The sequence below is a fragment of the Streptococcus merionis DSM 19192 genome (assembly GCF_000380085.1).
GTDB classification, from domain to species: domain Bacteria; phylum Bacillota; class Bacilli; order Lactobacillales; family Streptococcaceae; genus Streptococcus; species Streptococcus merionis.
The window spans coordinates 150,164-162,563 of the sequence record NZ_KB904539.1; the positions used below are offsets into that span (position 1 = coordinate 150,164).

The window sequence follows — 12,400 nt, forward strand, 5'->3', positions numbered from 1 at the left end:
GCCCTTATAAATCAATTTCCAGAAGAATTGGGGCATGGTCTTGACGAGTTCCTGAGTCAATCATTTCAGAGCGTTTAATAGCTTTGGCAATGCGAGCGCTGGTCAACCAATAATCGATTCTCCAGCCAGAATTGTTAATTTTGCTGGTCTTGCTACGCTGTGCCCACCAGGTGTAGGCGTTAAGAACGTCACCATGAAGGTAACGGAAGGTGTCAACAAAACCTTTTGCTAAGAGGTTGGAAAAGCCAAGGCGCTCTTCATCAGTGAAACCTGGTGATTGGCGGTTGCTAGAAGGATGAGCCAGATCAATTTCCTTGTGGGCAACGTTAAAGTCACCTGTAGCAAGAACGGGCTTGACAGCATCTAGTTCAGCTAGGTAATCAGCATACTTCTCATCCCAAATTTGACGCTCAGCGAGACGGCGAAGGCCATCTCCAGCATTTGGAGTATAGACCTGTGTTACGAAGCAATTGTCAAATTCCAGTGTGATGATCCGCCCCTCAACATCCATAGTTGTCGGTGCACCAATTTCAGGATAGGTAATGACGGGGGTCAGTTCTTTTTTGTAGAGAAACATGGTTCCAGCATAGCCTTTGCGGGCTGGCTCGACAGAAGAACGCCAAGCGATATCATAAGCTGGAAAACGCTCAGACAGAATTTCCAAGTGTTTTTTGCTTGGACCAGTCGCAGAGAGCTTGGTCTCCTGAATAGCGATGATATCAGCATCGTGGAGTGCTAGAGTATCGAGCACTGCTTGTGACAACAAAGCGCGTGGTGATGTACTGGTCAAGGCAGCGTTTAGGGAATCAATGTTCCAAGAAATCAGTTTCATGTGGAATCCTTTTCTACGTTTAATCCCTCCCATTTTACCAAAAATCAGGTACTTATGCGAATGTGGAGATTTTAGAGAACTATTTAGAAAAACATCTAAATAGTTCTTGACAATAAATCGAAAGAAGAATATAATCTATTTAGATGAAATTCTAAATAGAAAGAGATGATCCTATGAGGAAGAAACCGCTAACTCTCTTTTTGCTACTGACGTTTGTCACCTCTTGGTTAATCTGGGCCATTTTGTGGTTATCTGGCTGGTATCAGAACCAAGTGATGTACCTCATCATGACAGGAATTGCTATGTGGTCACCAGCTTTGGGTGCGATTATCACTCAAAAGCAGTATAAGATGTCGTGGGTCTATTCCTTCAGACTCGGTTTGAAAAATCATTAGAAAACCTATGTGACGATGTGGTTCGGATTACCATTACTCATCATTCTGGGGATGGCTCTGTATTTTTTAGTCTTTTCAGGAGACTTTGACATAACCTTATCTAGTCTGCGTCAACTTGCTGGAAACGGGGTAAATTTGCCATCTATCCAAATTCTGACACTATTGACCCTATTTTCACTCTTTACCTTTGCTCCTGTTATCAATGGTTTTCTCGCCTTAGGAGAAGAACTGGGGTGGAGAGGTTTCCTCTATCCTCTTTTAAAAAAAGAATTTGGGCAAAGAAAGGCAGACCTCGTGACGGGTTTGATTTGGGGTGTGTGGCACGTGCCTATTCTGCTCATGGGACACAACTATGGTTTAAAGACGTGGGGGTTTCCAGTGAGCAACCTTCTTGCAATGATTCTGGCCTGTTTTGTTTTACAGATTATTTTTCGTCATTGGCTTGATGCAAGTAAAAGTATTTGGATAGTGGCTTTGGCGCATGGTTCTGTTAATGCAGCAGCAACCTTTGGTCAGATTTTTCTATCCTCTAAAGCCGATCCTGCCAATTTCCTGTTTGGCCCAAGTCCAGTTGGTTTACTGGGAGTGATTCCCTTAGCCATCCTTGCGCTGACGTTCATCTATAAGGAAAGGAGAAATCATTCATGACCTTTGCAGCAACCTTTAAAGCCCTATCGGACCCTGTCAGGCGTGATATTTTAAATTTACTGAAAAAAGGTCGCTTGTCTGCTGGTGATATAGGTGCCCAGTTTGACATGACAGGTGCTACGATTTCCTATCACCTCAAAATTCTCAAAAAAGCAGACTTGGTGGTGGAAAGTCGTGAGAAAAATTATATCTATTATGAATTGAGTACATCTGTCCTAGAAGACCTCATGGTGTGGTTGACGGACTTGAAAGGAGATTCCCATGAAAATCAATAAAAAATTACTAGCTTTCACCTCTATACTCTGCTTGTTACCAATCCTTGTCGGTCTCTTTTACTGGAAAGAGTTACCAGCCAAAATCCCAACTCACTTTAATCTTTCCGGTCAGGCAGATGGCTATTCTGGTAAGTTGGAAGCTATCTTCTTTCTACCCATATTGATGATGGGAGTTCATATTTTTTCCGTTATCGTGACCAGTATAAGCCCTAAATCTCAAAATATCGGTGCGAAAGGGAAAGTTCTCATCTATTGGCTAGTACCTGCCATCATGATACCAATTCAAATCGCCACCATTTTCTCAGCTATGAAGGTCATTGGTTCTAAACAATTAACCATTGGGATTGGAGTAGTTATTGCTCTTCTGTTCATTGTCCTAGGAAATTATCTACCAAAAATGAAGCAAAATTATGCCATGGGAATAAAACTCCCATGGACTTTGGATAATGAAGAAAATTGGTCTAAAACCCATCGATTTGCGGGAAAGGTCTGGGTTATTGGTGGTTTGATGATGTTGATAGATGTTTTGCTTCAATTGGCGCTCCCCTATGTCCTTATTCCGACCTTTAGCGTCATGGTCATTGCCCCGCTTATTTATTCTTATCTTCTATACAAAAAACAAAACCCGACACCGTAATGTTGGGTTTTCTGCTAGTTTCACCTAGTTTTGACGTAGACTAGCTAATTTGTCTGTAATCTGTTTGAAAACAGTGTTCCAATCATCTTCCTTGTGGATGTCAAATTGTTCGGTATTGATGACCATTTTAGGGCTATAGTTGTAGTTATCGTACCATTCTTGGTAATGGCTATGTAGCAGACGGTAGTAGTCTTCTAGACCATTTTCTTCGGTTGGCAGCTCGTAAGAACGACCACGTTTTTCAATATTGTTCAAGATGTGATCGAAGCTGCCGTTGAGATAAACAAGAAGGTCTGGAGCTTTCTTTGGCAGGCCATCAATTTCTTCCATCATGTTGTCCAAGAGCTCTAAGTAGAGGTTGTATTCTTCCTGACTGATATTACCCTGTAAGGTGTTGATATAGGTGAAGAGGGCATCCTCGTAGATAGAACGATCCAGTACATTATCATTTTCTAGATACGCCTGTTTGATGGACTTGAAACGTTTGTTCAAGAAATAAATCTGCAAAGCAAAGCCGTATTTGTCTGGGTCATGGTAGTATTTGTCCAAAATAGGATTGTTATCCACGGGTTCAAAGAAGGCTTGCGTCCCCAAGGCTTCTGCCAAACGAGATGTATAGGTTGTTTTTCCTACACCAATCATCCCTGCTAGTATAATCACGATAGTGATACACCTCCAAATCATTTTCTAATCATTTGAGCTTAAAGGCTCTATTTATACAATATCTTGTACAACCTATATGATTGTAACACCAAATATAGTTTTTGGCAAGGATGTTTTTCCTGAAAAATTTTTAGCCAAAAAGAATTTTTTTGAGAGAAATCTATTTTTTCTTGACAGAACGAAAAAGAAGGTCTATAATGTGAATGAACAAAAATAATTATTCATTCACTATTTGAAGAAAGGAGATTTATCATGGTTGAAGAAAAGAAACAAGCCTTAAAAACGGCTGCCTATCAGGTTTTTTCACAAAAAGGCTATAAGGCGACAGGAATTTCTGAAATTGCCAAGCAGGCCGGTGTGGCAGTGGGGTCTTTTTACAATTACTACGACAGCAAGGAAGACATTTTTCTAGATGTCTATATTGCAGAAAACAATCGCATTCGGCAGGAGATGATGGACGGTCTTGATTGGGAGGCAGAGGCTGTTGATTTGGTCACTCAACTCTTTGCTTGGTCTAGGAAGAAGATTTCCTCTAATAAAATATTATTAGAATGGTATAATCCAGCTATTTCGGATTATGTGCACAGCTATTTTGCATCTGAAAAGGGGAGGAATGAAAATCTTTTTCATCAATTTTTGATAGACAATTTTACGCGACGTCTCTTGGCTGAGGGTTTTTCGCAAGAAAAAGTCCAAGAAATTTTGCAGGTCTATCAGTTGTTTTACTATATGGATATGCACATCACGGAGAGTGATTTTCCAGATGTGAGCAGAACCATTGAAACGCTGGCTACAAATTTTGTAAAAGGTATTTTTAAATAAAGAATCCACTTCTTTATTTTTTAAGAAAAATGAATGAATATTTTGTATTGTTCATTCAAAAATAAACAATACTTTAGTGTCATAAAGGAGTAAAAAATGAAAAGAGGTAAAAAAATGTTCCTAATAATTGCAGTTGTCCTTGGAGTGTTTGCTCTAATCACTTGGGGTGTGGTTGCCTATCTTGGTCGTAGTCAAACTTTGTCGGTGAAATCTATTGAAAATTCGAGTGAAGATCTTTATCTGCTTCATCTGGAAAAACCTGACAATATGACATGGGAAGCTGGCTCTTATGCTCAGTTTGCATTACCTGATGTCAAAGATAGTAAGCAAAACAGTCGCTTCCTGACCATTGCTTCTACCCCTGATGAGAATGAAATCCTCATTTTAACACACAATAGCGGTAGTCTCTACAAGGAAACTTTAACTAGTTTATCAGCAGGCAGTAAAGTCGAGATGAGTTGGTTGGGTTCGCATTTATCCATTGCAGATAACAAAGAACCTCTTGTTTGCTTTGCCTCTGATGTGGGGATTGCAGCGATTCGCCCTGTCATCAAAGAATGGACTGGTAAACTTCCCATTGTTCTCAATCATTTAGACAAGGGAGTGACGGTATTCGATCAGGAAATGGCAGAGCTGGCAAAGCAAGAAGTTGACTTTACTTATGAAACCAGCGATAGTCTTGTTCAAAGCCAAGAAACCTTAAAAAACGCAATCAATCAATATGGCAATAAAGCCACCTATCTTTTAGCTGGGCAACCTGATGATGTAGAGGCGATGAAGACCTTTCTTAAAGACAAGGGAATTGACAGTCAAAAGATTAAATCGGATAGTTTTAGAGGGTTGCCATAATGGCTTACCACCTAAGAAAGATTTAACTGCTTCAAAAAACGCCCTTACCCCACAATCTTTCGTGTTATTGCAACAGGGGCTACGAAACAAGTCATCTTCTCAAAATCCACAGCATGCTGTAGTCTTTTCTGCTTAAAATGTGGTATAATAGGCTGTTACTATCAACGCGTCTCATTTGCGCGAAAGGAGTCAGTATGACAGAAAAGAAATCATTTTACATTACCACACCAATTTACTACCCATCTGGGAAGCTGCATATCGGAAACGCCACCACGACGATTGCCTGTGATGTTTTGGCGCGTTACAAGCGTCTCATGGGTTATGACACATTTTATTTGACAGGTCTGGACGAGCATGGTCAAAAAATCCAGACCAAAGCTGAAGAGGCAGGTATGACTCCGCAGGCTTATGTTGATGGCATGGCGGTTGGTGTCAAGGAACTTTGGAAAAAACTGGATATTTCTTATGATAAGTTTATCCGCACGACAGATGATTACCATGAGAGCGTAGTTGCAGATGTTTTTGAAAAATTGCTGGCGCAGGGCGACATTTACTTGGGTGAGTATTCAGGCTGGTACTCTGTATCAGATGAGGAATTTTTCACTGAAAGCCAATTGACAGAAGTCTTCCGTGATGAAAATGGTGAAGTGATAGGTGGAATTGCACCGTCTGGGCATCAAGTCGAGCTGGTTTCTGAGGAGTCATATTTCTTCAAACTCAGCAAGTACCAAAAACATTTAGAAGCGTTCTTCAAGGCGTATCCAGACTTTATCTCCCCAAGTAGCCGCATGAATGAAATGATTAAGAATTTCATCGAGCCGGGCTTGGAAGACTTGGCAGTATCTCGTACTACTTTCACTTGGGGTGTGCCGATTAAATCTAATCCTAAACATGTGGTTTATGTCTGGATTGATGCCCTCTTAAACTATGCAACAGCGCTGGGGTATGGTCAAGGAGACACCACTAAATTTGAAAAGTTTTGGACAGGTCAGACAGAGGTAAAATCGTGGACAGACGAATCAGGAAAGGTCTGGGATTTCAAGATTGCTAGTTCTGTTAACCACATGGTTGCAAAGGATATTCTGCGTTTCCACTCCATTTACTGGCCAATTATCCTGATGGCACTTGATCTTCCCCTACCAAATCGTCTCATTGCCCACGGTTGGTTTGTTATGCAAGATGGCAAGATGTCCAAGTCTAAAGGCAATGTCGTCTACCCTGAAATGCTGGTAGAGCGTTTTGGACTGGATCCATTGCGTTATTACCTCATGCGTAGTTTACCAGTCGGTTCTGACGGTACTTTCACACCTGAGGATTATGTTGGCCGTATCAATTATGAACTGGCTAACGACCTTGGAAATCTGCTCAACCGCACGGTTGCCATGATTAACAAGTACTTTGACGGTCAAGTACCAAACTTGTCAACTGGTAGCACGGAGTTTGACGAAGATTTGCAGGCTGTGGCTGGTCAAGCGATTGCGGACTACCACAAGTACATGGACTTGGTGGACTATCCGCGTGCCCTTGATGCCGTTTGGTCGCTGATTGCTCGGACCAACAAATACATTGATGAGACAGCACCATGGGTTCTCGCTAAGGATGAAGCGCAAAAAGATAATCTGGCTAGCGTTATGGCTCACTTGGCAGAAAGCTTGCGCGTGGTGGCAAATCTCATTGCACCATTTATGATGACAACAGCGAATGCTATCACTGAGCAGCTGGGCTTAGGAGCTATTGCTTCTATTGAGAACTTGACCTTCGGTCAATTCCCAGAAGGTGTGCGCGTGGTGGCTAAAGGCACACCAATCTTCCCGCGTCTTGATATGGATGAGGAAATTGCCTATATCAAGGAACAAATGGCTGCTGGTAAATCTGCTGCTGAAAAAGAATGGGCGCCAGAAGAGGTAGAGTTGACCCTCAACAAGCCTGAAATCAAGTTTGAGGAGTTTGAAAAAACTGAAATCCGTGTGGCAGAAGTGATCGATTGTCAAAAAGTCGAAGGCTCTGACAAGCTTCTCCTCTTCCGCTTAGATGCTGGGGACGCTGAACACCGTCAAATCCTCTCAGGGATTGCCAATTTCTATCCAAACCCTGAAGAATTGATTGGTCTTAAGGTTCAGATCGTGGCCAACCTCAAACCACGCAAAATGATGAAAAAATACGTCAGTCAAGGCATGATTCTCTCAGCAGAACATGATGCCAATCTGACCCTGTTGACCGTTGACTCAAGCGTACCAAACGGCAGTGTGATTGGATGAGCGTTCTTTAATCCGTTATGCCCGTTCATTCAATGTCATATGTCTTGATCGGGGCGTTGACGAGATCGAAGCATTCTGATTTATCGTCATTTTCTACGTAATTTTTAATGATTACACACTTTTATAGGCAAGGAGTAGGACTATCACGCTGTCTTACTCCTTTTTGTCTGAGACTGAAAATAGTAAAGCGGAAAAACTTTTCTTTAAGTGGCTTGGAGTCGAATCTATTCTTATCATTTTGTGAGGGAGAGCATCGCTATCATAGCCACTCTCCCCACCTTTTTCATAGCAAATTTTTGGAAATCCTTTTCAAAAATAGTACAATAGAAGTATCGCATAGATGGAGGATAGTTTTATGGCTAAAATGGCACATACTTGTTACCGTGTCCAAGATTTGGATGCTTCTTTGAAGTTTTATCAAGAAGCGCTCGGATTTGAATTGTCACGTCGACGTGACTTTGAGGAACACAAATTTTCCCTGGTTTATTTGACCTTGCCGGGTGATTCTTACGAATTAGAGTTGACCTACAACTATGACCATGGACCATACGATATTGGTGATGGCTACGGACATATCGCGATTAGCGTTTCTGACCTTGAAGCTCTTCATGCAAAGCATGTCGCAGCTGGCTACACCGTTACGGATCTCAAAGGTCTTCCGGGAACTGATCCAAGTTATTACTTTATTACCGATCCAGATGGTTACAAGATCGAAATCATTCGTGAGAAGTAAGAAGCTATACTCACAAGCAGTTCATCTAGATTGAGTCGGTAGTCAAGCCAATTTTGATGGCCAATGGCTAAATTTTAAAAAGGAAGGGCCAGTAGCGAGAACAGTGCTTTAAACTGAGCACTTTTCGGTAATAAAGGCTTTAGGAATTCACGAGGCTGGGCTCAAGTCCAATCACACCTCTCATAGTTTGCGTCAACATCTCAGCGCAGTGGTTGGGAGTAAGACTTGTTGGCCGTGGCCATGCCAACTTAGTCTTACCCCTGTACAGATCACTAGGCGCTTTAGCGCCAATGAACCACTGCTGATTGGCCTCTAATACATTGATAATCAATTTTTAAAACCCTAATCAGCGGTTCGCTGTCTCCAATCGTTTGCTTACTAATTGAACACGGCCTAAAATGTTCGGTAAAATGCGTGAGCTCCCTTGAGTCTTCAGACTCATCAGTCACTCCCTTATTTTCCATCGCATTTTTAAACGGCCTTTGTATCTTAAAACTGAACACGGCCTAAAAAGCTAGATGTCACGGTAGACTGTCTTACTACCTTGTCGTCGTAGACGTCTGGTTTTTCTTCGATTTCATCTGTGAAAAACCTAGTCGTCCTGACGGGGGTGCGTCTACGTCATCATAGATGACTGACTTACCGCCATTTTTCTACGCTTTTCTTAACGGCCTTTGTATCTTGTAGTGCGCAACTCTTGGACAGCTATCGCATAGGTGGAACATCTGGTTTGTCTTCAACAAACCAGTGTTACCACCGTAACTGTGCGGGGGTGGGAAAACGAACTCTTTTTTGATTGCTGAGTTCTTTCCCACTCCCTTTTTGTATCACGATTTTTGATAAAATTTTAACAAATAAAACTGAAAACGCTTTCTATTCTATATAAAAAGGTGTATAATGGATTTATCATAGAAAGAGAGGTAAACATATGGTCACCCATCATCGTTTCAGTAATGAATTGCTTTCTAAAAAGCGCGGCTTGATTTCTCCTTTAAAAGCAACGGTTCAGACGGCATTTTACAGTAATAATGTCCGTGAGATTGAATCTATGGAAGAAATTTATCATCTCGTTTCTTCGGCACCAAATGCGGTTGTTTTGCATCAGAAAGTTGCTCATGCGACAGATTTGGGCTTGCCAAAGGATGCGCATGTTATATTGACTAATGATGGTGCAGTCGTTGGTCGAACAGCTAAGGCTAGGCGGATTGTAGGAAAAAATCCAGAGGAAGACGCTAAGCTTTTGCCAATTGTTCGTGAAGCTGTCTATCAGTCTGGCTTCTTTCCTTTCTTAAAGGCCTGTGCGGTTGTTGGCTTGGACGAAGATTTCATGGTGCGTGCCCATATCACTATGCCAGAGCACGAGGTAGTTAACCTGTATTCATGGTTGCTCAACTTCCAATTTTTGAACGAGACCTATTATGAGCGCCTTCGGAATTCAGTCGCTTATGACGAAAATGATATTTACATTTTCTTTGACCCAACTTGGACACATCCTGACTATCCAGATGGACTGGCTTATTTTGACACCCAACACAATTGTGCAGCTATTTTGGGAATGAATTATTTCGGCGAAATTAAAAAAGGAACATTGACTCTTGCTTGGGGAACGGCTGCTCGCAATAATTATGCAGCCTGTCACGGTGGTCTTAAACGATTTAAAACACCAGATAAATCATTGGTTGCTTCCTTTTTTGGCCTTTCAGGATCTGGAAAGTCAACATTGACCCACGCTAAGCATAATGGCAAGTATGATGTTCAGGTGCTTCACGACGATGCCTTTATCATTTCCATGGAAAATGGGTCATCTGTAGCTCTTGAGCCCAGCTATTTTGACAAGACAAACGACTATCCTGTCGGACACCCTGAGCAGGAATACTTTATGACCGTTCAAAACTGTGGTGTCGCTCTCAATGAAAATGAAGAGAGGGTCTTAATCACAGAGGATATTCGAAACGGTAATGGGCGCACGGTGAAATCTCGCTACGCGACACCGAACCGTGTGGATAAGGTTGCTGATCCTATCGAAGCCATTTTCTGGATCATGAAAGATGATTCCCTACCACCACTGGTGAAAATCAGCGACCCAGTTTTAGCGACCACTTTTGGCTGTACTTTAGCAACTAAACGTAGTACAGCAGAAAACACGAGTGAAAGTCGTGATTCTCTAGTTATCGAACCTTATGCCAATCCATTCCGTGTTTATCCGCTGGTGGATGACTTTACCAATTTCCAAAAACTCTTTGAATCAGGCGTTGACTGCTACATCATCAATACAGGAGCCTATCTTGGTAAGGATGTCACCAAGGAAGCTACCCTTGCACTCATTGAGAGTATCGTGGACGGTACGGCGACGTTCAAACCATTTGGTCCATTGACTGGTTTTGATTATGTGGATATGCCAGATTATGAGGTGCCAGCGTTTGATAATGACTACTTGGAGCTTCTTAAGGAACGTCTGCAGTTCCGTCTGGATTTCCTTCTGCAATTCAATCAAGACAATCCAAGCCAGCCACTACCAGTTGATGCTATCAAGCATGTGCAGGATTTGGTGCATATTCTGGCTAAGGATGAAGTCGAGAAGTGAAAGATTGCTAAGATATAATCCTAAAAGGGAATGGGAGTATTTCTCATTTCCTTTTTTGATTCGAAATCTTTGTTAATGGTAGGATATAGGGTATAATAGGAGTAACTAATATCAAGGAAAAAGGCTATGAAAGAAAGATTAAAACGTCTAGGGCAAGTTTCGCATCAGGTCAGTGTCCACCAGCAAATCATGACTGAGTTGCTCTATCTCTTGATTACTGTTTTACTGGGTTCTGTCATTGTGAAGGTGTTTGTCTATGACCAGAAAGCGATGGCCTATGTGACAGAACTGATTTGTCTGGGGTTAGCAGTTGTCTATACAGTGGTTCGTCATGTTCGTCTGGGAGTAAAGATGACCTTAGATCGACTTAGTAGTTGGAATTTGACGCTCTTTTCCAGTCTCTTGTTAACAGTGATTTTTGGAATTTTTTATTACTATGTCAATGAGAGACAATACGTTAATCCGTGGGAGCTAGGTTTCTTGTCTGTTGTGGGAACTTTTTTCTTGGCTGTTTTGCTCATTCAGTTGGTCATCTTTTTAGTGATTCATTACCGTAAGCGACAGAAAAAAGCGGCTATCAAAGTCAAGGATTCTGAATGTGAAGAGTCAGTGGCTAAAGATTCTGAGTGACATTGATCATTTGAAACAACATGGCAAGCCTATGAAGAGAGCTTCGCTTTCAGAGAAATGTATTTTCGCTCTTTGGTGTTACTATTTAGTGAAAAATATGGAATATACGATTGTTAATTAGAAGAAAAACCACTATTTCTTTTCAAAGATGATAAAATGATTTAAAAAATTGCACTTATCAAAAGTTAGGATAGGTGCCATTTTTCATGCGTTTGTCGTGTTAAAACGAGGGAGGTCTTGCTTTTTAGCTTTCCTTTTGCTAAAATAAGACAATATTTTTAAGCAATGAGGGCGTAAGGATGATTTTGACAGCATTTGATTCAGAGAAGCGGGCTATTATCAATCCAGAGGACTTGGTGGATAAGATTGAAGGATTTCCAAAAGTAGTGGTGTCGTGTTTTGCGAGAGAGACTTTTGGTCGCATGGTGGCTGATTTTAAGGGGCGGGAAATCACACGGACGTCTATTGCTAATCAGGAGATACCAATCTATGTAGCAGAGCTAGCTGGTCAAAAAATTGGTCTTTTCAATTCTGTTGTTGGGGCTCCTGCCTGTGTGGCCATTCTAGAGGATTTGGTGGCTATGGGCATGGAGACTTTGGTCTTGTTTGGAACCTGCGGGGTGCTGGATGATGATATCAAGGAGACCTCAATCATCGTGCCGACCATGGCGATTCGCGATGAAGGGACGTCCTTTCATTACGCGCCAGTATCGGATGAAATCTTGCTCAACCAAGGTACGCAGGAACACTTGCTAGCCTTTTTAGAGAAGAATCAGATTTCCTATGCAACAGGTAAGGTCTGGACGACTGATGGGATTTACCGTGAAACTGTCGGAAAGCTTAATCGTTGTAAAGAGCTTGGTGCGATTTGTGTGGACATGGAGGCTTCTGCGGTGGCTGCTTGGGCCGATTTTCGTGAAGTTTCCGTCTGCCACTTTTTCTATGCAGCGGATCATCTCTCAGAAGAAGACTGGGATCCGAGAACCTTGTCCAATACGGCTGATTTGGATGAGAAAGACAAGGTTGCAGCTTTTGCGATGGCGTTAGCAGTGACATTTGCACAGAGAGGATAAG

Annotated in this window: 13 protein-coding genes; 11 read left to right on the plus strand and 2 right to left on the minus strand. The window is 41.9% G+C overall.

Going from position 1 to position 12,400, the window contains the following annotated elements; all coding sequences use genetic code 11:
- Positions 1-4 precede the first annotated feature (4 nt).
- Positions 5-832: an exodeoxyribonuclease III gene (locus A3I5_RS0102560; RefSeq protein ID WP_018373059.1), complete on the minus strand. Its 828-nt coding sequence runs from the start codon at positions 830-832 to the stop codon at positions 5-7.
- 173 nt (positions 833-1,005) lie between these two features.
- On the opposite strand from A3I5_RS0102560, the gene A3I5_RS12045 reads away from it, so the two are divergent.
- From A3I5_RS12045 to A3I5_RS0102580, 4 genes are read left to right on the plus strand one after another with little or no spacing between them, the layout of a single operon-like run.
- A complete protein-coding gene (locus A3I5_RS12045; RefSeq protein ID WP_018373060.1) occupies positions 1,006-1,227 on the plus strand; it encodes a hypothetical protein in 222 nt (73 codons plus the stop codon).
- Positions 1,228-1,242: 15 nt separating this feature from the next.
- Positions 1,243-1,875 carry a CPBP family intramembrane glutamic endopeptidase gene (locus tag A3I5_RS0102570; RefSeq protein ID WP_018373061.1) on the plus strand — a complete coding sequence of 211 codons (633 nt, stop codon included), beginning with the start codon at positions 1,243-1,245 and terminating at the stop codon, positions 1,873-1,875.
- Entirely contained in the window at positions 1,872-2,150 is a 279-nt protein-coding gene (locus A3I5_RS0102575) for an autorepressor SdpR family transcription factor (protein ID WP_018373062.1), read from the plus strand. Before A3I5_RS0102570 ends, A3I5_RS0102575 begins: the two co-directional genes overlap by 4 nt.
- Entirely contained in the window at positions 2,137-2,787 is a 651-nt protein-coding gene (locus A3I5_RS0102580; protein ID WP_018373063.1) for an SdpI family protein, read from the plus strand. Before A3I5_RS0102575 ends, A3I5_RS0102580 begins: the two co-directional genes overlap by 14 nt.
- A 24-nt stretch (positions 2,788-2,811) precedes the next feature.
- Here the strand turns inward: A3I5_RS0102580 and A3I5_RS0102585 are convergent, their stop codons facing one another.
- On the minus strand, positions 2,812-3,447 hold the full coding sequence (locus A3I5_RS0102585; RefSeq protein WP_018373064.1) for a deoxynucleoside kinase: 636 nt from the start codon (positions 3,445-3,447) through the stop codon (positions 2,812-2,814).
- Positions 3,448-3,702: 255 nt separating this feature from the next.
- On the opposite strand from A3I5_RS0102585, the gene A3I5_RS0102595 reads away from it, so the two are divergent.
- The 7 genes from A3I5_RS0102595 to A3I5_RS0102625 all read left to right on the plus strand — a co-directional run bounded on the left by A3I5_RS0102595 (position 3,703) and on the right by A3I5_RS0102625 (position 12,399).
- A complete protein-coding gene (locus A3I5_RS0102595; RefSeq protein ID WP_018373066.1) occupies positions 3,703-4,272 on the plus strand; it encodes a TetR/AcrR family transcriptional regulator in 570 nt (189 codons plus the stop codon).
- A 96-nt stretch (positions 4,273-4,368) separates the two neighbouring features.
- Positions 4,369-5,121, plus strand: coding sequence for a ferredoxin reductase domain-containing protein (locus A3I5_RS0102600; protein WP_018373067.1), 753 nt, complete (start codon positions 4,369-4,371; stop codon positions 5,119-5,121).
- 194 nt (positions 5,122-5,315) lie between these two features.
- Complete coding sequence (gene metG / locus A3I5_RS0102605; protein ID WP_018373068.1) at positions 5,316-7,379, plus strand: methionine--tRNA ligase; 2,064 nt, start codon at positions 5,316-5,318, stop codon at positions 7,377-7,379.
- A gap of 355 nt (positions 7,380-7,734) precedes the next feature.
- On the plus strand, positions 7,735-8,112 hold the full coding sequence (gene gloA, locus A3I5_RS0102610) for a lactoylglutathione lyase (RefSeq protein ID WP_018373069.1): 378 nt from the start codon (positions 7,735-7,737) through the stop codon (positions 8,110-8,112).
- Between the two features lie 928 nt (positions 8,113-9,040).
- Positions 9,041-10,696: a phosphoenolpyruvate carboxykinase (ATP) gene (locus A3I5_RS0102615; protein WP_018373070.1), complete on the plus strand. Its 1,656-nt coding sequence runs from the start codon at positions 9,041-9,043 to the stop codon at positions 10,694-10,696.
- Between the two features lie 126 nt (positions 10,697-10,822).
- On the plus strand, positions 10,823-11,326 hold the full coding sequence (locus A3I5_RS0102620) for a DUF6773 family protein (RefSeq protein ID WP_018373071.1): 504 nt from the start codon (positions 10,823-10,825) through the stop codon (positions 11,324-11,326).
- A gap of 299 nt (positions 11,327-11,625) precedes the next feature.
- Positions 11,626-12,399: a nucleoside phosphorylase gene (locus A3I5_RS0102625; RefSeq protein WP_018373072.1), complete on the plus strand. Its 774-nt coding sequence runs from the start codon at positions 11,626-11,628 to the stop codon at positions 12,397-12,399.
- Position 12,400: the final 1 nt, after the last annotated feature.